The sequence below is a fragment of the Streptomyces sp. NPDC056144 genome, from assembly GCF_042264145.1.
Lineage (GTDB): Bacteria > Actinomycetota > Actinomycetes > Streptomycetales > Streptomycetaceae > Streptomyces.
This window is the reverse complement of the sequence record NZ_JBHJVF010000004.1, coordinates 389,701-411,449: the sequence shown is the minus strand read 5'-3', so window position 1 is coordinate 411,449 and position 21,749 is coordinate 389,701. Positions and strand designations below refer to the sequence as shown.

Below are 21,749 nucleotides of genomic sequence, written 5' to 3'. Positions count from 1 at the left end.
CGCGTTCGCCAGCGCCTTCGCGTCCGCGCCCGTGGGCGCGCTCGTGGGTGCGCTCACTTCGCGAGCCCGTACGAGCGGAGCGCCGCCGCCAGCTTCTCGATGCCCTCGACCGTGCGCAGGGTGGGGTTCATGGCCTGGCCGCTGAGGAGCACGTACCGCTTCTTCCGCACCGCCGTCATGTTCCGGGTGACGGGGTCGGACTCCAGGAAGGCGATCTTCCTGGCGGCGCTCTCGGCGGACTGGGAGCGGCGGGTCAGGTCGCCGATGACGAGGACGTCGGGGTCGCGGTCGGCGACGCTCTCCCAGTTGATCTGGGGCCACTCCTCGCGCGTGTCGTCGAAGACGTTCTTCGCGCCGAGCGCGCGCGTGATGACGCCGGGCGCCCCGCAACAGCCCGCCATGTAGGGGGATTCGGCGTTGGCGTACCAGTAGAGGACGGTCGCGTCGGTGAAGTCGCCCGCCGAAGCGGCCTTCGTCACCCGCCCCTCGAGTTCGGCGACGAGCTTCTCGCCGCGCCCGGTCACGCCGAACACCCGGGCCAGGTCGCGGATTTCGCCGTACACGGTCTCCATGGTGAGCGGCTTGGTGCGGACTCCGTCGCCGTCGCCGCTGTTGTCCTTGTCGGCGCAGTCGGTCGGCGAGAGGTACGTGGGGACGCCGAGCTTCGTGAACTGTTCGCGGGGCGCCACACCGCCCTTGCCGAGGGTGTAGCCGAAGGAGGCGGCGGCGAAGTCGGGTTCGGTGCCGAGGACCTTCTCGAAGGAGGGGTAGCGGTCGGCGAGGCGCGGGACCTTCGCGTTCTCGGCCTCAAGTCCCTTGAGGACGGGGTCGGTCCAGGTCGCGGTGCCCACCATCCGGTCGGCGAGGCCGAGGGAGAGCAGGATCTCGGCGGCTCCCTGGTCGAGCGCCACGGCCCGCTGCGGCGCGCGGTCGATCCGTACGCGCTGGCCGCAGTTGTCGAGCGTCACGGGGTATCCGGAGGCGGTGCCCTCTTCCGGGTTCTTCGCCGCCGGCTTCGGGGCGGTTCCGCCGCCGCAGCCGGCCAGGACCAGGACCAGCGTCGGGATCAGGGCCAGGAGCAGGGCCCGGGCAGGGCGAGGGACGGGGTGTGCGAGCGGCACGGGGCTTCCTCTGCGTCACGGCTCAAGCGCGGAGCCTGTCGTACGGTGCTCCCCGGACGGCATCGCGACGCCGGGGCCGCCAGCAGGTCTTCGGACTCGGGGTCATCCGGACGGAGCGCCTTCCCGGGCCTGTCACGCGCCCAGTGGCCGATGCTCCGCCCGTCGCCCTCACCGCTGCGCGTCAGTTCCGGTTTCCCACCGGATTCCCTGACCCGCGCACTCGCCCGTTCGGGTGCGTACACAGGTGCGACTGGCTTCGGCACAGTACCACCGCGCCCGCCGCGCCCCTCTTCGCACCCGCACAGCTCAGAGGCGGATCTCCTTGGCCTCGAAGCGGCCCTCGCCGAGGGTGAGGACGAAGGTGATCTGCTGCCCCTCGGAGAGCGTCCTGGCCTCGCCCTCGATGTCGGCGGCGCTGAACCAGACCTGTTCCTCGGAACCGACGGGGATGACGAACCCGTATCCGTCACGACGGTTGAAGGACTTCACGAACCCTTTGCTTCTGCCGTCCACGGCGGCCTCCCTGTCGTCATCGGCGATGGGGGTGTCACGGGGGTCTCAGTCGAGGTGTACCCCGTCGGCGCGCCCGTCGCCCGTCGATCACGGCAGGGACGGAGAGAGGAAGGCGGGAGGAAGCGGGGTTCAGCGCCCGCCGGGGTACGCGATCCGCGCCGTGATCCGGGCGATGCGCGCCGCCGAGGTCTCGGGGGACGCCACCGGCTGGACGATGTGGCTGACCGTGAGCCGCACGATCGTCTCGACCGCGAGGCCGCGGGACTCCTCGTCCACGTCGGGCCAGGCCTCGATCGCGTACGCGTCGAGCAGGGTCATCGCCGTCCCGAAGACGGGTTCCGGCCGGGTGGTGAGGTAGGCGAGGAGGTCGTCGTCGCCGCCGCGCGCGGCCACCAGGACGCTCTTGATGAGGGGGTTGTCCACGGCCTGCTGGAGCGTGTACCCGACCCCGGCCGCCGCCGCGGCCTCCAACTCCCCGCGGTGGGAGTCCAGTTCGCGCTGGATGCCGACGAGGAAGCCCTCCAGCTCGCGCTGGACGAGGGCCTGGCCGATGGCCTCCTTCGAGCCGAACTCGTTGTAGAGCGTCTGGCGGCTGATGCCGGCGGCACGCGCGATGCCGGTCATGCGCAGGCCGCCCCAGCCCTCGGCGGCGACGAGGCGGTAGGCGGCGTCGAGCACCTGCTCGCGCAGGAGGGACCGGACGCTGTCGCGGAAACGTGTCATCGTGGCCTCACCCTATCGAGCCTTGCCGGGCGGAACCCTCAGAGGACGGTGCCGCCCGAGACGTCCAGGTACTGGCCGGTGATCCAGCGGGCGTCGTCGGAGACGAGGAAGGCGACGACGTCCGCGATGTCGGCGGGGGCGCCGATCCGGTCGAAGACCGAGTGGGCGGCGAGGGCCGCGGCCGCCTCCGGAGTCGTCCGGCGGCGCGCGTTCATGTCGGTGGCGACGAAGCCGGGGGCCACGGTGTTGACCGTGATCTGCCGGGGTCCGAGCTCCTTGGCGAGCGCGAGCGTCATGGTGTCGACGGCACCCTTGGTCATCGCGTAGGTCACGGACTCGGGGAAGGCCATCTTCGTCGCGACGGAGGAGATGTTGACGATCCGGCCGCCGTCGCGGAGCCGGTCGAGACCCCGCTGGATGAGGAAGAGCGGGGCCTTCACGTTGATCGCGAAGAGCCGGTCGAAGACCTCGGGGGACAGCTCGTGGATGCGGCCGGAGCCGCTCGCCCCGGCGTTGTTGACGAGGATGTCGAAGCCGGGCTCCTCGCCGAGCTCCGCGAGGCCCGCGTCGAGGCCCGCGTAGAAGACGTCGACGGCGTCCGGCGCCGCGAGGTCCGACGGGAAGGCGAAGGCCCGCCCGCCGCGCTTCTCGATGCCCCGCACCGTCTCGCGGGCGGCCTCCTCCTCGCGGCCGTAGTGGAGGGCCACGAGGGCGCCGTCCCCGGCGAGCCGCTCGGCGATGCCTCGTCCTATGCCTCGGCTCGCCCCAGTGACGATCGCGGTCTTGCCGGCCAAGCGGGACATACGGGTGGTGCCTTCCTAGGAGTCGGACGGGACGGCGCCGAGGAGAAGCCCCCGGTACCACGGCGCGTGCGCCGCGAATCCCTCGGCGAAACCCGGCCCCGGCGCGCATCCGAGCTCCCGCCAGGGGCGGTCGTCGGCGAACCAGTGGTCCGAGCCGATCATGGCGAGGTGGTGCCGCGCGAAGGGCACGTCCGCGAGGAGGGTACACGCTGCCGCGATGTCGGCGACCGGCGTCTCAGGGGCGCCCCGGAGGCCGCCGGCGAGCGTCTCCCCGGCGGCGAGCAGGGCCTCCGTCGTCACCGGCTCGGGGTGGCCGACGTAGTACGCGCCCGGCTCGGTCCGCGGCGAGAGCGCGGCGCCCAGCAGGGCGCCGGCCAGGCTCTCCACGTCGACGACGGAGTGCACCGAGCCGCCGCCGCGCACCAGGGGCCCCGGCAGCGCGGTGAGCAGCCGCACCAGGCCGGGGATCAGCTGCCGGTCCCCCGTCCCGTACACGAGATGCGGGCGCAGGACGGTCCCGCCCGCGTCGAGGACGTGCCGCTCGCCCGCCGCCCGGGTGCGGCTGGTGGCCGAGCCGGGGGCGATCGGCAAGGTGGCGGGGGCGGCGGTCCGGAAGGGGCCGCGGCCGTGGACGGAGGCGGTGCCGAGGGAGACGATCCGGCTCACCCCGGCCCGTACGGCGGCGTCGACGAGGGCGCGGGTCCCCTCGTCGTTGACCTGGCGGGCGGCGTCCTCGTCGGCGCCGATCGCGGAGGCGCAGTGGACGAGGACGTCGACGCCCTCGCAGGCCCGGCGCAGGGACGCGGGGTCGCGGAGGTCGCCGATGACGGTCTCGGCGGAGAACGAGGCCGAGGACGGGGCCGGAGCGCGGGTGGGGATGCGGGTCAGGAGGCGTACGTGGGCGATGTCGGCCCGCACCGCCGCCGCGGCCGCCACACGGCCGCCGACGAAGCCGCTCGCGCCGGTGAGGAGAAGCCGGGGCCCCATGTCAGCTCGCCACCCGGTCGGCGAGGACGGCGCCGGCCGCCCGCGTTCCGGCGGCGGGGCCGGTCAGGGTGCAGAGGAAGACGTACTCGCCGTTCTGCCGGCCGCTGATCCGGACGCTCGTCATCGCCCGCGGGCCCTCGGCGGACGCGGTACCGGCCCCCGTCCCCATCCCCGTCCCCGTCCCGACCTGGGCGCGGGGCGCGCTCTCGGCCTCGATCCAGCAGGGGACGTCGAGTTCGGCGTACCGCTGGAAGGCGATGGCCATGCCGGTGGGGACGAAGGGTTCGCCGCCGCCGACGGTGATGACCGCGGCCTGCCGCGCCGCTTCGAGGAGGACCATCCCGGGCACGTGGTCGTTGGGGCGCCGGAAGAGGGTGCTGTGGCCGGTGTCGATCCGCAGCCGCCACTGCCCGGGGTCGGGGCCCGGACCGGGGCCGGGGCCGAGGACGACGTCACACGGCCGGCGGCGGCCGACGAGGCCGGGGGCGACGCCCCGGATCAGCGGGACGGGCCGGCCGAGGACGGCCAGCTGGGCGCCCCTGATCCGGCGGTAGGCGAGGGCCGAGGAGCGGTGGAGCGTGCCGCCGCCGATGCCGAGCGGGCGGCCGCCCCGGGTGAGCACGACGTCGGTGCGCAGGTTCGCCCCGCGGCCCTTGCCGAGCGCGGTGATGGTGACGTCGGCGGTGACCTCGTGAGGCAGGCCGTCGACGGCGAGCGCGTCGGGGTCCACGGTGTAGTGGAGGTCCCACATGACGAAGTGATCCTCGACGGGCACCCCGAGTTCGGCGTGGACGACGAGCATGGTGGCCTGGCGTACGGTCTCGGCCACGAGCAGGGGGTCGTGGCGGTGGCCTCCCGCCACGGGCGAGAAGAAGGGATGCCCGGCGGGCCAGCGGGCGGAGACGGAGAACCGGTTCTCCGCCCGTCGCGTCCAGCCTGTGGGGATGATGTCGGAAGGATCCGCCCGGTGCACGAACTGTCCGGGAACGTGTGTCACCGTGGAGTCGGAAGTCGCCGTCGGGATGCGTGCCACCGATTCTCGCCGGTCGTGCTGCATGGTTCCCCTCTGCGTAGCAGTCGCGTTGGGCATATGCCCGCTTAAAAAATCATATGTTTAGACCGATACGCTCCTCAATGTTTCACCGCACACACCGCCACACACCGAGCACAAACAGCGAGCCAGCACAGGAGGCGCTTTGGCACAGCAAGCGCGTGCAATCCGAACCCGGCAGGCCATCCTCGAGGCCGCGGCGGCCGTCTTCGCCGACCGCGGATACGAGCGGGCGACCGTCGGCGAGATCCTGGTGCGCGCCGGGGTGACCAAGGGTGCGCTGTACTTCCACTTCGCCTCGAAGGAAGACCTCGCCCTCGGCGTGCTCGCCGCCCAGATGCTCGACGAGCCGCTCCCCCCGCATCCCCTCAAGATCCAGGACCTGGTGGACCAGGGCCTGATCCTCGCCTACCGCATCCAGCACGAACCCGTCGTCCGGGCGAGCGTCGCCCTGGCACTCGACACCGGCGCCAGCGGCATCGACCGCGCCGCGCCGTTCGAGACCTGGATCGCCCAGGTCTCCGAGGTCCTGGCCGCCGCGCGCGACCAGGGCGAACTCCTGCCGCACGTGGACATCGAGGACACCGCCGAGCTCTTCTCCGGGGCCTACGCGGGCATCCAGACGATGTCCTCGATCCTGCGCGAGCGCCGGGACCTGATCCACCGCGTCGTCGTCTTCTTCGAGCACATGCTGCCGTCGATCTGCACCCCGGTCCTGCTCACCCGCATCGACATCAGCGAGGGCCGCGCACTGGAGCTCGCGGCCGCGTACGCCGCGCAGCAACGGCGGCGCCCGGACGACGACGACCTCGCCGAGTCCGACGCCTGAGGCCCGAGGACCGTACACCGAGGACCGACCGCCGAGGACCGAAGCCCCCCGCACACCGACCTCCCCGCCCCCACTTCCCCCCTTTTCTCGCGCCCCGACACGGAACAGTGCCGGGGCGCTCTGGCGTCGTGGCACTGAGTGTGTTTTGCTGAGGGTACTCAGTGCCACAAGCGTCTAGGGGAGCTCCACATCATGGGCAAGGACTTCGACCTGTATCGGCCCTCCGAGGAGCACGACATGCTCCGGGAGTCGGTGCGCGCGCTCGCCGAGGCGAAGATCGCGCCGTTCGCCGCCGAGGTGGACGAGGAGGGCCGCTTCCCGCAGGAGGCCCTGGACGCGCTGGTCGCCAACGACCTGCACGCCGTGCACGTCCCGGAGTCGTACGGCGGCGCCGGCGCGGACGCGCTCGCCACGGTCATCGTGATCGAGGAGGTCGCCCGCGTCTGCGGTTCCTCCTCCCTGATCCCCGCCGTCAACAAGCTGGGCTCGCTGCCGGTCATCCTGTCCGGCTCCGAGGAGCTCAAGGCGAAGTACCTCGGGCCGCTCGCGCAGGGCACGGCGATGTTCTCGTACGCGCTGTCCGAGCCCGACGCGGGCTCCGACGCGGCCGGCATGAAGACCCGCGCGGTCCGCGACGGCGACTTCTGGGTCCTCAACGGCGTCAAGCGCTGGATCACCAACGCCGGCGAGTCCGAGTACTACACGGTGATGGCCGTGACCGACCCGGAGAAGCGCTCCAAGGGCATCAGCGCCTTCGTCGTGGAGAAGTCCGACGAGGGCGTCTCCTTCGGCGCCCCGGAGAAGAAGCTCGGCATCAAGGGCTCCCCGACCCGCGAGGTCTACCTCGACAACGTCCGCATCCCCGCGGACCGCATGATCGGCGCCGAGGGCACCGGCTTCGCCACCGCGATGAAGACCCTCGACCACACCCGTATCACCATCGCCGCGCAGGCCATCGGCATCGCGCAGGGCGCCCTCGACTACGCCAAGGGCTACGTCAAGGAGCGCAAGCAGTTCGGCAAGCCGATCTTCGACTTCCAGGGCGTGCAGTTCATGCTCGCCGACATGGCGATGAAGCTGGAGGCCGCGCGTCAGCTGACGTACGCCGCCGCCGCCAAGTCCGAGCGCGTCGACGGCGACCTCACCTTCTTCGGCGCCGCGGCCAAGTGCTTCGCCTCCGACGTCGCCATGGAGGTCACCACCGACGCCGTCCAGCTCCTCGGCGGCTACGGCTACACGCGCGACTACCCGGTGGAGCGCATGATGCGCGACGCCAAGATCACCCAGATCTACGAGGGCACGAACCAGGTCCAGCGCATCGTCATGGCGCGCAACCTCCCGTAACCTCCCGCATCTCCCCATCCGTTGAAAGGAGACAGGCCGTGACCCTCAAGATCGCCGTCTGTGTGAAGTACGTTCCCGACGCGACCGGCGACCGCGGTTTCGCCGACGACCTGACGACCGACCGCGAGGCCGTCGACGGCCTGCTCTCCGAGCTGGACGAGTACGCGGTCGAGCAGGCCCTCCGGATCTCGGAGGAGGCGGACGAAGCCGAGGTCACCGTGGTCACGGTCGGCCCGGACGACGCCAAGGACGCGCTCCGCAAGGCGCTGTCGATGGGCGCCGACAAGGCCGTCCACGTCAACGACGAGGACATCCACGGCTCCGACGTCATCGCGACCTCCGCGATCCTCGCCAAGGCCCTGGAGAAGACCGGTTTCGACCTGGTCGTCTGCGGCATGGCCTCGACCGACGGCACGATGGGCGTCCTGCCCGCGCTGCTCGCCGAGCGTCTGAGCCTGCCGCAGGTCACCCTCCTGTCCGAGGTCTCGGTCGAGGACGGCACCGTGAAGGGCCGCCGCGACGGCGACGCCGCCACGGAGCTGATCGAGGCCCCGCTGCCGGCCGTCGTCTCGGTCACCGACCAGTCGGGCGAGGCCCGTTACCCCTCCTTCAAGGGGATCATGGCCGCGAAGAAGAAGCCGGTCGAGGAGCTCGACCTCGACGACCTGGACATCGACGCCGACGAGGTCGGCCTCGGCGGCTCGTGGACCCTGGTCGACACCGTGGCCGCGCGCCCGGCCCGTACGCAGGGCACGATCGTCACGGACGAGGGCGAGGGCGGCAAGCAGCTGGCCGCGTTCCTCGCGTCCCAGAAGTTCATCTGACCGACCGTCAGCCAGAGACCCACTCGAACCCCTCAGGAGCAATGAATCATGGCTGAGATCCTGGTTCTCGTGGACCACGCCGACGGTGCGGTCCGCAAGCCGGCCCTCGAACTCCTCACCATCGCCCGCCGCATCGGCGAGCCCTCGGCGGTCGTCCTCGGCGCCGGCGAGGCCGCCGCCTCGATCGCCGCCACGGCGGGCGAGTACGGCGCGGCCACCGTGTACGTCGCGGACGGCGCCGAGTTCGCCGACCAGCTCGTCGTCCCCAAGGTCGACGCGCTCACCCAGCTCGCCAAGGAGAAGGGGGCGGCCGCCGTCCTGGTGACCTCCTCCGGCGAGGGCAAGGAGATCGCGGCCCGCGTCGCGCTCCGCCTCGGCTCCGGTCTGATCACCGACGCCGTCGAGCTGGAGGCCGGCGAGAACGGCCCGGTCGCCACGCAGTCCGTCTTCGCCGCCTCGTACCAGGTGAAGTCGACGGTCTCGCACGGCGTGCCGGTCATCACCGTCAAGCCGAACTCCGCCGCCCCGGAGGCCGCCCCGGCCGCCGGTACGGTCGAGAACGTCGCCGTCGCCTTCACGGGCAACGCGGCGAAGATCGTCTCGCGCACCCCGCGCGTCTCCACCGGCCGCCCCGAGCTGACCGAGTCCGCGATCGTGGTCTCCGGCGGCCGCGGTGTCGGCGCGGCCGAGGGCTTCGCGGTCGTCGAGAAGCTGGCCGACTCGCTCGGCGCGGCCGTCGGCGCCTCCCGCGCCGCCGTCGACGCCGGCTGGTACCCGCACTCCAACCAGGTCGGCCAGACCGGCAAGCAGGTCTCGCCGCAGCTGTACGTCGCGGCGGGCATCTCCGGCGCGATCCAGCACCGGGCCGGCATGCAGACCTCGAAGACGATCGTCGCGGTCAACAAGGACCCCGAGGCCCCGATCTTCGACCTCGTGGACTACGGCGTGGTCGGCGACCTCTTCGAGGTGCTGCCGCAGCTGACGGACGAGATCGGCGCCCGCTGATCACGGGAACACACGGAAGGGGCGGGTGGCACTCTGTGCCACCCGCCCCTTCCGTTCTCCGCCGTCCCGCGCTCAGATCCAGCCGTCGAGCGGGACCTCCTCGCAGAGCCGGACGACCGGCCTGCGGCCCGTCACGCCGACCCCGGAGGAGAGCTTCACGCGGACCCCGGGGCGCACGGCGTGCAGCGGTCCCTCGACGCGGCAGCGGACCACGAACCCCTCGGTCATGTGGACCGGCCAGAGGTCGGCGTCGGCCGCGGCGACCCCGCGGCGCACGGAGATCACGCCCTGGCCGTCGCTGAGTTCGGGCGCGAGGTCGGTCGACCCGCAGGTCGGACAGAGCAGGCGCTGGAAGGTCGTGGTGTGGCACCAGCGGCAGCGCTGGAAGTAGATCTCGGAGTCGGCGTCCTCGTCGACAGGGACGGCGGTCCCGCTCCTCAGTCCCGTGTGGAACACGATGGCTTCTCCTTGCACTCGGCGGCTCGACCGTGCATGGAGAAAAGATATGGCACTGAGTGCCATCAAATAAAGACCTGAGTTCCCTCAATTCGAGATACCCCGAACCCTCAGCCCTCGCCGAGACTCGACTCCACCTCGCGCACCACGCGCCACATGGGGGTGGACCGCTTGGTGATGACCACGACGACGTCCTCGGCCTCGTCAGCCGCGGCCGGGCCGGCCGCCGAGACCTCCCCCTCGGGGCTCCAGGTCGCGCGGACGAACTCCAGGGCCCCGTCCACCGTCGCCAGCGGGTCGCCCTCGCCGCCCGAGCGCAGCCAGTGCCGCAGGGCGTGGTTGTGGGCGGCGACGACGGCCGCCGCGACCACGTTGGCGCGCAGGGAGCCGTCCCGGCGGTCCGCCCAGCGGGTGCGGAGGTAGTCGCCGAGGGTCTTCTCGTACCGCCAGACGACCGACAGCTCGTACGTGCGCAGCCCGGTGACCTCGCGGGTGAGCCGGTAGCGCTGCACGGAGAACGTCGGGTTCTCGGCGTACATCCGCATGACGAGCCGGGCGGCGTCGCAGACGCGGACGATCGGGTCGTCGGAGTCGGCGCTCGCGGCGAGGAAGCGGGTCATGTCGTCGAGGCACTGCTCGTGGTCGGGGAAGACCACGTCCTCCTTCGACGGGAAGTACCGGAAGAAGGAGCGCCGGCCGACGCCGGCGAGCGTGACGATGTCGTCGACCGTGGTCTGCTCGTAGCCGCGCTCCAGGAAGAGCTGGAAGGCCGCGGCGATGAGGGAGTCCCGCATCGCGGGCTTCGCGGAGTTCGTCGAGGCTGTTCCCATGGCCCGAACCTAACACTCGGTCCGGGTCCGCGCGGCACTTGGTGCCGGAAAATTCCGGCACCAAGTGCTGTCAACGGGCTTCGGCGACGGAAACCGCCCTGGCGGCCCTAGGGTCCGTCCGGCCCTAGCGGGGAGCCATCCGCAGCGCGCCGTCCATCCGGATCGTCTCGCCGTTGAGGTAGTCGTGCTCGGTGACCATCGTGACGAGCCGGGCGTACTCCTCCGGCTGCGCGAGGCGCTGCGGGAAGGTGACGCTCGCGGCCAGACCGGCCCTGACCTCCTCGCCGAACCCGGCCATCATCGGGGTGTCGACGATGCCGGGGGCGATGGTGACGACCCGGATGCCGAACTGGGCGAGGTCGCGGGCGGCGGTGATGGTCATGCCGGCCACGCCCGCCTTGGAGGCGGCGTACGCGATCTGGCCGACCTGGCCCTCGAAGGCGGCGATGGAGGCGGTGTTCACGACGAGACCGCGCTGCCCGTGCTCGTCGGGCTCGTGCCGGGCGATGGCCTCGGCGGCGAGCCGCATGACGTTGAAGGTGCCGAGCAGGTTGACGTTGAGCACCGCCCGGAAGAGGTCGAGGTCGTGCGGCCCCTTGCGGCCCAGGACGCGGGCGGAGGGGGCGATGCCGGCGCAGTTCACGGCGAGCCGCAGCTCGGCGCCGTCGGCGTCGATCGCGGCGAGCGCCTCGCGGACCTGGTCCTCGTCGGTGACGTCGGCGGCGAGCAGGCGCACGCCCTCGGGCTGCTCGCCCGCGGCGGCGACGGACTTGTCCAGGTCGAGGCCGTAGACGGTGGCGCCGCGCGCGGCGAGCGCGGCGGCGGTGGCGGCGCCGAGGCCGGAAGCGGCGCCGGTGACGAGAGCGGCGGAGCCGGCGATGTCCATGGAACTCCTCGTTCGTGTCGTGCGGATGCGACCCTGCCGCCGGGATGGCCGCCGGACCGGGCGCCTGCCCGCGGGGGACCGCGCGGTCCGCGCGATCTGCGCCGCCCACCATAGAACCGCAGGCCGGGCCGCAGGAAGCGGAGGCAGGACATCCGCGCCCGGCGGCCGGCGACCCGACCGGACTAGAAGGGCTTGGTCGGCAGGTACTTGCCGTCCAGGGTGATGACCGCGCGCTCGCCGCCCTCGGGGTCGGCGACCTTCTTCACGTCGAGCCGGAAGTTGATCGCGGAGATGATGCCGTCACCGAACTGCTCGTGGACGAGGGCCTTGAGGGTGGTGCCGTAGACCTGGAGCATCTCGTAGAAGCGGTAGATCGTCGGGTCGGTGGGCACGGCGCCGTCGAGCGAACCGCGCGTGGGGATGGACCGGAGCAGGCGCTCCGCGTCCTCGTCCAGGCCGAGGAGCTCGGCGACGGCCTTCGCGGCCGGGGCCGGCAGGGCGTGCTGGCCGAGGACGGCGGCGGTGACGAAGGCGACGGAGAGGCCGGCGGCGTCCGCGATCTCCTGCCAGGTCAGGTCCTTGCGGTCCTTGGCGTCGACGGCGGCGATGGCGAGGGCCTGGCGGGCGGTGGGGTCGAACTGGGCGTGCACCATGAGAGGTACGTCCTTTCGGTGTTTCCTGTGAAGGGGGATCAGGCGGCGAGGGAGGCGCCCGCGGCGCCGGTGAGGTCCACGACCGTGCCGTCGGCGATGTCGAAGACCCAGCCGTGCAGCCGTACGGTCCCCGCGGCGAGGGCGCGGGCCACCGAGGGGTGGGTGGCGAGGTTGGCGAGCTGGGCGGTGACGTTCTCCCGTACGAGCGCGGCCACGTCCCCGGGCTCTCCGGCGGCGGCGGTACGGGCGAGGGAGGCGTCGGCGTGCCGCAGCCAGGCGGCGACGGCGGGCGCGCCGCTCAGGTCCTGGCCCTCGGCGAGGGCCGTCATGGCGCCGCAGGCGGAGTGACCGCAGACGATGATGTCGCGGACGCCGAGGACGGCGACGGCGTACTCCACCGAGGCGCCGACCCCGCCCTCGGTGCCGGGGGTGTGGGCCGGGACGAGGTTGCCGGCGGTGCGCACGACGAAGAGCTCGCCCGGGTCGGTCTGGGTGATCAGCTCGGGGACGACGCGGGCGTCGGAGCAGCCGACGAAGAGGGTTCCGGGACGGTGGTCGGTGGCCAGGCGGGCGAAGAGACCGGCCTTGGCGGGGAAGACGTCCCGCTGGAAGCGGGCGATCCCCTCGGCGAGGTGAGGCATGGCTTCACCCTGCACGAACAGCACCTATAGCGTCCAAGACCTGCTATCGATATCAGCTATAGATGCTACCTATAGTCGTGTCATGCAGCCGGAACTCCGCCATCTCCGCTACCTGCTCGCGGTGGCCGAGCACGCCAACTTCACCCGCGCCGCCGAAGAGCTCCGCATCGCCCAGCCGACGCTGTCGCAGCAGATCAAGCAGCTGGAGAAGGCGCTCGGCGCGCAGCTCCTCGACCGCGGCGGCCGTACGGTACGGCTCACGGACGCCGGGGAGGTGTACGCGCGCTACGCCCGGCGGGCCCTGCGGGACCTGGCCGCGGGCGAGCGGGCCGTCCTCGACGTCGGGGACCTCTCGCGAGGGCACCTCCGGCTGGCCGCCACCCCCACCTTCACGGCCTATCTGACGGGCCCGCTCGTCGCGGACTTCCACCTCCGGCATCCGGGCATCACCGTGGAGGTGCGGGAGCTGGCGCAGGAGCGCGTGGAGGCCGAACTCCTCGCGGACCGGCTGGATCTCGGCATCGCCTTCGCCGGGCAGCACCTCCCGGGCATCGAGGCGACGAGCCTCTTCACCGAGACCCTGGGGCTCGTCGTGGGCCCCGGACACCCCCTGGCGGGCCGCCAGGACCCCGTCCCGGCCTCCGCCTTGACGGATCATCACCTCGCCCTGCTGAGCCGGAACTTCGCCACGCGCCTCCACGTGGACGCGTACGCCTCCGAGCACGGGGTCCGGCCCCGCATCGCCGTGGAGACCGACTCCGTCGGGGCGCTCACCGAGATCGTCCGGAACACCGCGCTCGCCACGGTCCTGCCGGACGCCGTCACCCGCGCCCACCCTGGCCTGACCCCGGTCCCCCTCTCCCCCGCCCTGCCGCCCCGGGGCGTGGAGCTGCTGCGCCGCGCGGCGGGCTACCGGAGCGCGGCGGCGGGGGCGTTCGCCACCCTCGCCGCCCGGTGGGGGTCAACCGATCGGCTGACCCCGGGGTCGACCGATGGGGCAGCCGGGACGAGCCGGGACGACGACCGTCCGTGAGCGGACCGCCACCAGGATGGAAGGCAGAGAGCGGGCCACTCGCCGTGGCGCCTCCCCCGACACCCCTGGACTGGAGCGGACAGCCATGAAGCACGTGAAGAAGACCTCGCGCACCCGAGTCGTGACCGCCGGCGCGATCGTCGCCGCCGTCGCGCTCGGCGGCTTCGGCGCCTACTCCGCCAGCGCCACCGACGAGGCCACGACGGCCACTCAGGCCGCCGCCGCCCCGAAGGCGGACGCGAAGAACAAGAACACGACCACGTCGACGCACCTCACGATCGAGGCCGCGACGAAGGCCGCGCAGGCCACGCTCGACGCCGCCGAGAAGGAGAACCAGCGCGTCTCCGTCGCCGTCGTCGACCGCAACGGCAACACCATCGTCACCCTCCGCGGCGACGGCGCCGGCCCGCAGTCCTACGAGTCGGCCGAGCGCAAGGCGTACACCGCCGTCTCCTGGAACGCCCCGACCTCCGTCCTCGCGGGCCGCCTCGCGGGCGCGCCGACCCTGAAGGACATCCCCGGCACCCTCTTCCTCGCCGGCGGAGCCCCGGTCACCGCCAAGGGCGCCCCGATCGCGGGCATCGGCGTCGCGGGCGCCCCGTCCGGCGACCTGGACGAGAAGTTCGCCCAGGCCGGCGTCGCCGCCCTCGCGAAGTAGTCGCTCGCCAAGTAGGCCGGCCGCCCGCGGCGGAAACGGGAAAGGGGCGCCGAGGAGAGTGAATCTCTCCCCGGCGCCCCTTTTCCCGTGTGTACGGCGCCCGTGCGTACGGCTCTACTTCTCGGCCCGCACGAGCCCCCGGCTGATGACCAGCCGCTGGATCTGGTTGGTGCCCTCGAAGATCTGCATGATCTTGGCCTCGCGCATGTAGCGCTCGACCGGGAAGTCGCGGGTGTAGCCGTAGCCGCCGAGGACCTGGACGGCGTCCGTGGTGACCTTCATGGCCGTGTCGGTGGCGATGAGCTTGGCGGCGCTGGCCTGGCGGCTGAAGGGACGGCCGAGGTCACGGCGGCGGGCCGCGTCCAGGTAGGTGGCGCGGGCCGCGTCGACGGCGGCGGCCATGTCGGCGAGGAGGAAGCCGAGGCCCTGGTGGTCGACGATCTTGCGGCCGAAGGTGGTGCGCTCGTTGGCGTAGTCGACGGCCGCGTCCAGGGCGGCCTGGGCGAGGCCGGTGGCGCAGGCGGCGATGCCGAGGCGGCCGCTGTCGAGGGCGCTGAAGGCGATCTGCAGGCCCTGGCCCTCGTCGCCGATCCGCCGGTCGGCCTCGATGAGGGCCCCGTCCCAGTACGCGGAGGTGGTGGGGACGGCCTGGAGGCCCATCTTGCGCTCGGGCAGGCCGAAGCTCAGGCCCTCGGCGGCGCCCGGCGCGAGGAAGCAGGAGATGCCGTGGCTGCCGGGGGCGGTCCGGGCGAAGAGCGCGTAGAAGTCGGCCTTGCCGCCGTGGGTGATCCACGCCTTCGTGCCGGTCACGCGGTAGCCGCTGCCGTCCTCCTGGGGCTCCGCCTTGCAGGCGAGGGCCGCCGCGTCGGAGCCGGCCTGCGGCTCGGAGAGGCTGTAGCCGCCGATCGCGCGGCCTTCGAGCATCGCGGGGAGCCAGCGTTCCTTCTGGGCGTCGGTGCCGAAGGCGTACAGCGGGTGGCAGGCGAGCGTGTGGACGCTCGTCGCGACGGCGACGGCCGCCCAGCGGGCGGCGAGCTCCTCCAGGACCTGGAGGTAGACCTCGTACGGCTGGCCGCCGCCGCCGTACTCCTCGGGGTACGGCAGGCCGAGGAGGCCGGTCTCGCCGAGGGTGGAGAAGAGACCTTCGGGATAGGTCTCGGCGGCCTCGTGCTCGTTCACCCGCGAGGAGAGCTCCTTGTCGGCGATCTCCCGGGTGAGGGCGATGAGGTCCGCCGCTTCGGGGGTGGGAAGCAGGCGGTCGACATCCATGGCGACTCCAGCGGCGCGCAAAGTGGTACTGGGGAAGGTACTGCAGTACCGCTTAGCGTAGCGCAGGAGGGTTCGCACGTAACCCCCTGAAAGTGACGGGCCACGAACCCCCTGAAAGCGACCGGGCCCCGGCCGACCCGGACCGGCCTGGAATACTGGGCGGGTGATCGAGACCTCCGCCGCCGACGCCCCGGTTCAGACGGGCCGCGGAGCCGCGCGCCGCTCCGCCCTCTTCGAGGACCTCGTCGCCCTCCTCGTCGGCGAGGGCTTCGCCCGCCTGACCCTGGACGATCTCGCCGCGCGCCTGCACTGCTCGAAGCGGACCCTGTACGGCCTCGCCGGCAGCAAGGAGCAGCTCGTCCGCGCGGCCGTCGTGCACTTCTTCCGCCGCGCCACCGCGCGCGTGGAGGCCGTTCTCGCCGCCGCGAGCGGCCCGGCCGAGCGGCTCGCCGCCTATCTGCGGGCCGTCTCCGCCGAGCTCGCCCCCGTCTCGCCACAGTTCTTCGACGACGTCGCCGCCTTCGAGCCCGCCGCCGAGGTGTACGAGCGCAACACCCGCGCCGCCGCCGGCCGCGTGCAGCAGCTCATCGAGGAGGGCGTCAGCGCGGGCGTCTTCCGCGAGGTCCACGTCGTCTTCGCCGCCGACGTCATCTCCTCCGTCATGGTCCGGATCCAGCGGCGCCAGGTCGCCGCGTCCACCGGGCTCGCGGACGCGGAGGCGTACGACCAGCTGGCCGAGCTGCTGCTCAGCGGACTCAGGAAGGCCTGAGCCACCCGCACGCCGAAAGGGGCGGTCCGGAAGTGATTCCGGACCGCCCCTTTCGGCGTGCGGGTGGCGTGGGCGTCGGGTCAGGCGACCGAGCCGATGCGGCCCGCCACCGGCCCCTCCGGGCCGTCGTGGTGGATCGGCGTGTGCGCGCCCGTCAGCGAGGCGCCCGTGCCGCCCCGCCGGTTCGCGACGATCTCCGCGCCGATCGACAGGGCCGTCTCCTCCGGCGTACGGGCGCCCAGATCGAGGCCTATGGGCGAGCGCAGGCGCGCCAGTTCGAGTTCCGTCACGCCGACCTCGCGCAGGCGCGCGTTGCGGTCCTCGTGGGTACGGCGGGAGCCCATCGCGCCGACGTAGGCGACGGGAAGCTTCAGGGCGGCCTGGAGGAGGGGGACGTCGAACTTCGCGTCGTGTGTCAGGACGCACAGCACGGTCCGGCCGTCGACCTCCGTCGAGGCCAGGTAGCGGTGGGGCCACTCCACGACGATCTCGTCGGCCTCGGGGAACCGGGCCGGGGTCGCGAAGACGGGCCGCGCGTCGCACACGGTCACGTGGTAGCCGAGGAACTTGCCGACCCGGACCAGAGCGGCGGCGAAGTCGATGGCCCCGAAGACGATCATGCGGGGGGCGGGGACGGAGGACTCGACGAGGAGGGTCAGCGGCTGTCCGCAGCGGCTGCCGTCCTCGCCGATCTCGACGGTCCCGGTCCGTCCCGCGTCGAGCATCGCGCGGGCCTCGCCCGCCGCCGTGCGGTCCAGCTCGGGATGGCCGCCGAGCTTTCCCTCGTACGAGCCGTCGGGGCGGACGAGGAGCGCCCGGCCCATCAGGTCGTCGGGGCCCGAGACGATCCGGGCGAGGGCCGCCGCCTCCCCCGTGGCGGCGGCCTCGAACGCGGCAGGGAAGACCCCGCCGCGCACCGGGGTGACGAGGATGTCGATGATGCCTCCGCAGGTCAGGCCGACGGCGAAGGCGTCCTCGTCGCTGTATCCGAAGCGCTCGACGACGGTCCTGCCGTCTTCGAGGGCCTGCTGACACAGCTCGTACACCGCGCCCTCCACACACCCGCCGGAGACCGAGCCGATCGCCGTTCCCTCGCTGTCGACGGCGAGGGCGGCTCCCGGCTGGCGGGGCGCGCTGCCGCCGACGGCCACCACGGTGGCCACGGCGAACTCGCGTCCCTGCTCGACCCACCGGTTCAGCTCTTCGGCGATGTCCAGCATCTCGGTTCTCCTTCGGGGTGTGGGAGGGCTTGGGGAGAGGGCCCGCGTCAGCCGACGCCGAGCCAGCTTTCCAGGGGGTGGATCGCGAAGTACACGACGAAGATCGCGGTGAGGCCCCACATGAAGGCGCCCACCTCGCGGGCCTTGCCCTGCGCCACCTTGATGACGGCGTAGGAGATGACGCCCGCCGCGACACCGGTGGTGATGGTGTACGTGAACGGCATCAGGACCACGGTGAGGAACACCGGGATCGCCACGGAGCGGTCGCTCCAGTCGACGTGCTTGGCGTTCTGCATCATCATCGCGCCGATGACGACCAGGGCGGCGGAGGCGACCTCGGCCGGGACGATCGCGGTGAGCGGGGTGAAGAAGAGGCAGAGGGCGAAGAAGGCGCCGGTGACGACCGAGGAGAGACCCGTACGGGCACCCTCGCCGACGCCGGTGGCGGACTCGACGAAGACGGTCTGGCCGGAGCCACCGCTCACGCCGCCGAGGATGCCGCCCGCGCCGTCGATGAACAGCGCCTTGGACAGGCCGGGCATACGGCCCTGCTCGTCGGCGAGGTTCGCCTCGGAGCCGACGCCGATGATGGTGGCCATCGCGTCGAAGAAGCCGGCGAGGACGAGCGTGAAGACGATCATGGTGATCGTGATGTAGCCGACGTCGCCCCAGCCGCTGAAGGAGACCTCGCCGATGAGCGAGAAGTCCGGCGCGGAGACGGCGCTGCCGTTCAGCTCCGGCGGGCCGGAGAACCAGGCGTCGGCGCCCTTGGCGGGGATGTCCGCGACCGCGTTGACGATCATCGCGAGGACCGTGCCGGCGACGATGCCGATGAGGATCGCGCCGGGGATGTTGCGGGCCTGGAGGGCGAAGATCAGGAGCAGGGTGACCGCGAAGACGAGCACGGGCCAGCCCTGGAGCTCACCGAGCGGGCCGAGGGTGACCGGGCCGCCGCCGGGCGAGGGGTTCTCGTGGACGAAGCCGGCCTTGACGAAGCCGATGATCGCGATGAAGAGGCCGATGCCTATGGTGATCGCGTGCTTGATGGCCAGCGGGATCGCGTTCATGATCATCTCGCGGAGGCCGGTGACGACCAGGAGACAGATCACGACACCGTAGGCGACGCACATGGCCATCGCCTGCGGCCAGGTCATGACCGAGATGACCTGCGAGGAGAGCACACCGGAGACGCTCAGACCGGCGGCGAGGGCGAGGGGGACCTTGCCCCAGAAACCCATGAGGAGAGTGGTCACGGCGGCGGCGAGGGCCGTCGCGGTGATCAGGGCGGGCTGGCTGAGGACGTTGCCGTCGACATCCTTGCCGCCGAGGATCAGGGGGTTGAGCAGGAGAATGTACGCCATCGCCATGAAGGTGGTGACGCCGCCGCGGATCTCCGTCGCGACGGTGGATCCTCTCTCCGAGATGTGAAAGTACCGGTCGAGCCAAGAACGGCCGGCGGGGACGTTGGAGCCGGAGCCCGCGTCCTCCGATGCGGTCTTGGGCTCCACAGACGACTGGGTCATGGGGCCTACTCCCAAGGTTCAAAGGGGCACCCGCATCAGACTTCGAAGGATTCTGATCTGGTTGAAGCTGCGGGATTTGGGATGCTGCGTGGGCTGCACGACCCGGGGGACGGCCCGAGACGAACGAGTGAATCGGTACTGCGTGGAGGGGGGGTTGCTCCGGGCGGTGCGGGCTGGGGAAGTGTGACGTTCCCTGGGAGGCACACACCGCCCGGAGAGTCCTACAGGGTGCCGGTGAGCGCCTCGGGGCGGACCGGCGTCTTGTTGAGCTCCAGGCCCGTCGCGGCCCGGATCGCCGCGAGGACGGCCGGGGTGGACGACAGGGTCGGGGCCTCGCCGATGCCCCGGACGCCGTACGGCGCGTTGGGGTCGGCCAGTTCGAGGTAGTCGACCGGGATGGTCGGCGTGTCGAGGATGGTCGGGATCAGGTAGTCCGTGAAGGAGGGGTTCCTGACCTTCGCCGTCTTCGGGTCGACGATGATCTCCTCCATCACCGCGACGCCCAGGCCCTGGGTCGTACCGCCCTGGATCTGGCCGACGACGGAGAGCGGGTTGACCGCCTTGCCGACGTCCTGGGCGCAGGCCAGCTCGATGACCTTCACGAGGCCGAGCTCGGTGTCGACCTCGACGACCGCGCGGTGCGCCGCGAAGGCGTACTGGACGTGGCCGTTGCCCTGGCCGGTGACGAGGTCGAAGGCCTGCGTGGGCCGGTGGCGCCACTCCTCCTCGACCTCCACGGCCTGGTCCTCCAGGACGTCCGCGATGGTCGCGAGGGCCTCGCCGCCGTCGGTGACGACCTTGCCGCCCTCCAGGAGGAGCTCGGCGTTGGCCCAGGCCGGGTGGTACGAGCCGAACTTGCGCCGGCCGATCTCCAGGACCTTCTCGCGGACGATCTCGCAGGAGTTCTTGATCGCGCCGCCGGTCATGTACGTCTGGCGGCCCGCGGAGGTCGAACCGGCCGAGCCCACCTGCGTGTCGGCGGGGTGGATGGTGACCTGCTGGACACCGAGCTCGGTACGGGCGATCTGGGCGTGGATCGTGACGCCGCCCTGGCCGACCTCGGCCATCGCCGTGTGGACCAGCGCGACCGGCTCGCCGTTGATGACCTCGAGACGGATCTTGGCGGTCGAGTAGTCGTCGAAGCCCTCGGAGAAGCCGACGTTCTTGATGCCGACCGCGTAGCCGACGCCGCGGACGACGCCCTCGCCGTGCGAGGTGTTGGAGAGGCCGCCCGGCAGCGCGCGGACGTCCGCGCCCTCGCCGGCGGTCTCCCACTGGCGCTCGGGCGGCATCGGGCGGTCCTTGACGATGCGCAGGAGCTCGGCGACCGGGGCCGGGGAGTCCACGACCTGGCCGGTCGGCATGATCGTGCCCTGCTCCATGGCGTTGAGCTGGCGCAGCTCCACCGGGTCCATGCCCAGCTTGGCGGCGAGCTTGTCCATCTGCGCCTCGTAGGCGAAGCAGGCCTGGACCGCGCCGAAGCCGCGCATGGCGCCGCAGGGCGGGTTGTTGGTGTAGAGGCCGATCGCCTCGATCTCGACGTCCTCGATGACGTACGGGCCGACCGAGAGGGAGGAGGCGTTGCCGACGACCGAGGCCGTCGACGAGGCGTACGCGCCGCCGTCGAGCACGATCTTGCACTTCATGTGCGTGATCTTGCCGTCCTTGGTGGCGCCGTGCTCGTACCAGAGCTTCGCCGGGTGCCGGTGGACGTGCCCGAAGAAGGACTCGTACCGGTTGTAGACCATCTTGACGGGCTTGTTGGTGCGCAGGGCGAGCAGGGAGGCGAGGATCTGCATCGAGATGTCCTCGCGGCCGCCGAAGGCGCCGCCGACACCGGCCATCGTCATGCGGATCTTGTCCTCGGGCAGGCCGAGGCAGGGGGCGATCTGCTTGAGGTCCGAGTGCAGCCACTGGGTGGCGACGTACAGGTCGACGCCGCCGTCCTCGGCCGGTACGGCGAGGCCGGACTCGGGGCCGAGGAAGGCCTGGTCCTGCATGCCGAAGGTGTACTCGCCGGTGACGATCACGTCGGCGCGCTTGGCGGCCTCGGCCGCGTTGCCGCGGATGATCGGCTGGCGGTGCACGATGTTGGGGTGCGGGACGTGACCGGAGTGGTGGTCGTCGCGGCCCTCGTGGACGAGGACCGCGTCCGGGGCGGTGGCGGAGGCCTCGTCCGTGATGACCGGGAGCTCGCGGTACTCGACCACGATCTTGGCGGCGGCGCGGCGGGCGGTCTCCGGGTGGTCGGCGGCCACGAGGGCCACCGGCTCGCCGTGGTGGCGGACCTTGCCGTAGGCCAGGACGGGGGTGTCCTGGAACTCCATGCCGTAGTTCTTCGCCGCCGGGAGGTCCTCGTGCGTCAGGACGGCGTAGACGCCGTCCATCGCGAGGGCCTCGGAGGTGTCGATGGAGAGGATCTCGGCGTGCGCGACGGTGGAGCGCAGGATCTGGCCCCACAGCATGTCCTCGTGCCACATGTCCGAGGAGTAGGCGAACTCGCCGGTGACCTTGAGGGTGCCGTCGGGGCGGAGGGTGGACTCGCCGATGCCGCCCTTGGTGTGGTTCTGGGTGACGTCGCGGGGGATACCCGTGGTGGTGCCGGCCATGA

General features: G+C 72.0%; 22 protein-coding genes and 1 riboswitch. Of the genes, 7 read left to right on the top strand and 15 right to left on the bottom strand.

What is annotated here, in order from left to right; all coding sequences use genetic code 11:
- Nucleotides 1–53 precede the first annotated feature (53 nt).
- The 6 genes from ACFC0Z_RS15875 to ACFC0Z_RS15850 all read right to left on the bottom strand — a co-directional run bounded on the left by ACFC0Z_RS15875 (nucleotide 54) and on the right by ACFC0Z_RS15850 (nucleotide 5,144).
- Nucleotides 54–1,121 carry an ABC transporter substrate-binding protein gene (locus ACFC0Z_RS15875; protein ID WP_376437547.1) on the bottom strand — a complete coding sequence of 356 codons (1,068 nt, stop codon included), beginning with the start codon at nucleotides 1,119–1,121 and terminating at the stop codon, nucleotides 54–56.
- An 84-nt stretch (nucleotides 1,122–1,205) separates the two neighbouring features.
- A riboswitch (cobalamin riboswitch) is annotated at nucleotides 1,206–1,330 on the bottom strand.
- 97 nt (nucleotides 1,331–1,427) lie between these two features.
- On the bottom strand, nucleotides 1,428–1,634 hold the full coding sequence (locus tag ACFC0Z_RS15870) for a cold shock domain-containing protein (protein WP_376437544.1): 207 nt from the start codon (nucleotides 1,632–1,634) through the stop codon (nucleotides 1,428–1,430).
- 129 nt (nucleotides 1,635–1,763) lie between these two features.
- Nucleotides 1,764–2,357: a TetR family transcriptional regulator gene (locus tag ACFC0Z_RS15865; protein ID WP_376437541.1), complete on the bottom strand. Its 594-nt coding sequence runs from the start codon at nucleotides 2,355–2,357 to the stop codon at nucleotides 1,764–1,766.
- Between the two features lie 38 nt (nucleotides 2,358–2,395).
- Entirely contained in the window at nucleotides 2,396–3,160 is a 765-nt protein-coding gene (locus tag ACFC0Z_RS15860; RefSeq protein WP_376437539.1) for an SDR family NAD(P)-dependent oxidoreductase, read from the bottom strand.
- A 15-nt stretch (nucleotides 3,161–3,175) separates the two neighbouring features.
- A complete protein-coding gene (locus tag ACFC0Z_RS15855; protein ID WP_376437536.1) occupies nucleotides 3,176–4,147 on the bottom strand; it encodes an NAD-dependent epimerase/dehydratase family protein in 972 nt (323 codons plus the stop codon).
- Nucleotide 4,148: 1 nt separating this feature from the next.
- Nucleotides 4,149–5,144: a ScbA/BarX family gamma-butyrolactone biosynthesis protein gene (locus ACFC0Z_RS15850; protein ID WP_376437533.1), complete on the bottom strand. Its 996-nt coding sequence runs from the start codon at nucleotides 5,142–5,144 to the stop codon at nucleotides 4,149–4,151.
- Between the two features lie 199 nt (nucleotides 5,145–5,343).
- Here ACFC0Z_RS15850 and ACFC0Z_RS15845 point away from each other — a divergent pair, with 199 nt between their 5' ends.
- The 4 genes from ACFC0Z_RS15845 (at nucleotide 5,344) to ACFC0Z_RS15830 (ending at nucleotide 9,200) form a co-directional block, all read left to right on the top strand.
- Nucleotides 5,344–6,027 (top strand): ScbR family autoregulator-binding transcription factor, encoded by a 684-nt coding sequence (locus ACFC0Z_RS15845; RefSeq protein WP_376437530.1) that lies wholly within the window; start codon nucleotides 5,344–5,346, stop codon nucleotides 6,025–6,027.
- A 192-nt stretch (nucleotides 6,028–6,219) separates the two neighbouring features.
- Nucleotides 6,220–7,371, top strand: coding sequence for an acyl-CoA dehydrogenase family protein (locus ACFC0Z_RS15840; protein WP_376437527.1), 1,152 nt, complete (start codon nucleotides 6,220–6,222; stop codon nucleotides 7,369–7,371).
- 38 nt (nucleotides 7,372–7,409) lie between these two features.
- The gene (locus tag ACFC0Z_RS15835; RefSeq protein ID WP_376437525.1) at nucleotides 7,410–8,195 is read left to right on the top strand and encodes an electron transfer flavoprotein subunit beta/FixA family protein; all 786 of its coding nucleotides are present in this window, start codon (nucleotides 7,410–7,412) and stop codon (nucleotides 8,193–8,195) included.
- A 48-nt stretch (nucleotides 8,196–8,243) separates the two neighbouring features.
- The gene (locus ACFC0Z_RS15830; protein ID WP_376437522.1) at nucleotides 8,244–9,200 is read left to right on the top strand and encodes an electron transfer flavoprotein subunit alpha/FixB family protein; all 957 of its coding nucleotides are present in this window, start codon (nucleotides 8,244–8,246) and stop codon (nucleotides 9,198–9,200) included.
- 72 nt (nucleotides 9,201–9,272) lie between these two features.
- Here ACFC0Z_RS15830 and ACFC0Z_RS15825 read toward each other — a convergent pair whose 3' ends face one another.
- From ACFC0Z_RS15825 to ACFC0Z_RS15805, 5 genes are all read right to left on the bottom strand, one after another.
- Nucleotides 9,273–9,656, bottom strand: coding sequence for a zinc ribbon domain-containing protein (locus tag ACFC0Z_RS15825; protein WP_376437519.1), 384 nt, complete (start codon nucleotides 9,654–9,656; stop codon nucleotides 9,273–9,275).
- A 110-nt stretch (nucleotides 9,657–9,766) separates the two neighbouring features.
- Complete coding sequence (locus ACFC0Z_RS15820) at nucleotides 9,767–10,486, bottom strand: TetR/AcrR family transcriptional regulator (protein WP_376437517.1); 720 nt, start codon at nucleotides 10,484–10,486, stop codon at nucleotides 9,767–9,769.
- A 124-nt stretch (nucleotides 10,487–10,610) separates the two neighbouring features.
- On the bottom strand, nucleotides 10,611–11,372 hold the full coding sequence (locus tag ACFC0Z_RS15815) for an SDR family NAD(P)-dependent oxidoreductase (RefSeq protein WP_376437514.1): 762 nt from the start codon (nucleotides 11,370–11,372) through the stop codon (nucleotides 10,611–10,613).
- A gap of 182 nt (nucleotides 11,373–11,554) precedes the next feature.
- Entirely contained in the window at nucleotides 11,555–12,025 is a 471-nt protein-coding gene (gene cynS, locus ACFC0Z_RS15810; RefSeq protein ID WP_376437513.1) for a cyanase, read from the bottom strand.
- 38 nt (nucleotides 12,026–12,063) lie between these two features.
- Entirely contained in the window at nucleotides 12,064–12,666 is a 603-nt protein-coding gene (locus ACFC0Z_RS15805; RefSeq protein WP_376437510.1) for a carbonic anhydrase, read from the bottom strand.
- Between the two features lie 82 nt (nucleotides 12,667–12,748).
- Here ACFC0Z_RS15805 and cynR point away from each other — a divergent pair, with 82 nt between their 5' ends.
- Together cynR and ACFC0Z_RS15795 are read left to right on the top strand one after the other, a co-directional pair.
- Nucleotides 12,749–13,699: a transcriptional regulator CynR gene (gene cynR, locus ACFC0Z_RS15800; protein WP_376437507.1), complete on the top strand. Its 951-nt coding sequence runs from the start codon at nucleotides 12,749–12,751 to the stop codon at nucleotides 13,697–13,699.
- 94 nt (nucleotides 13,700–13,793) lie between these two features.
- On the top strand, nucleotides 13,794–14,357 hold the full coding sequence (locus ACFC0Z_RS15795) for a heme-binding protein (RefSeq protein ID WP_376437992.1): 564 nt from the start codon (nucleotides 13,794–13,796) through the stop codon (nucleotides 14,355–14,357).
- Between the two features lie 114 nt (nucleotides 14,358–14,471).
- Here ACFC0Z_RS15795 and ACFC0Z_RS15790 read toward each other — a convergent pair whose 3' ends face one another.
- Complete coding sequence (locus tag ACFC0Z_RS15790) at nucleotides 14,472–15,626, bottom strand: acyl-CoA dehydrogenase family protein (RefSeq protein WP_376437504.1); 1,155 nt, start codon at nucleotides 15,624–15,626, stop codon at nucleotides 14,472–14,474.
- Nucleotides 15,627–15,789: 163 nt separating this feature from the next.
- Here ACFC0Z_RS15790 and ACFC0Z_RS15785 point away from each other — a divergent pair, with 163 nt between their 5' ends.
- Nucleotides 15,790–16,395 carry a TetR/AcrR family transcriptional regulator gene (locus ACFC0Z_RS15785; protein ID WP_376437501.1) on the top strand — a complete coding sequence of 202 codons (606 nt, stop codon included), beginning with the start codon at nucleotides 15,790–15,792 and terminating at the stop codon, nucleotides 16,393–16,395.
- Between the two features lie 80 nt (nucleotides 16,396–16,475).
- On the opposite strand, the gene ACFC0Z_RS15780 is transcribed toward ACFC0Z_RS15785, so the two are convergent.
- The 3 genes from ACFC0Z_RS15780 to ACFC0Z_RS15770 all read right to left on the bottom strand — a co-directional run bounded on the left by ACFC0Z_RS15780 (nucleotide 16,476) and on the right by ACFC0Z_RS15770 (nucleotide 21,747).
- Nucleotides 16,476–17,615, bottom strand: a complete 1,140-nt coding sequence (locus tag ACFC0Z_RS15780) for an XdhC family protein (RefSeq protein ID WP_376437498.1) — start codon at nucleotides 17,613–17,615, stop codon at nucleotides 16,476–16,478.
- A gap of 47 nt (nucleotides 17,616–17,662) precedes the next feature.
- Nucleotides 17,663–19,138, bottom strand: coding sequence for an NCS2 family permease (locus ACFC0Z_RS15775; protein WP_376437496.1), 1,476 nt, complete (start codon nucleotides 19,136–19,138; stop codon nucleotides 17,663–17,665).
- Nucleotides 19,139–19,359: 221 nt separating this feature from the next.
- Nucleotides 19,360–21,747, bottom strand: coding sequence for a xanthine dehydrogenase family protein molybdopterin-binding subunit (locus ACFC0Z_RS15770; RefSeq protein ID WP_376437493.1), 2,388 nt, complete (start codon nucleotides 21,745–21,747; stop codon nucleotides 19,360–19,362).
- Nucleotides 21,748–21,749 lie beyond the last annotated feature (2 nt).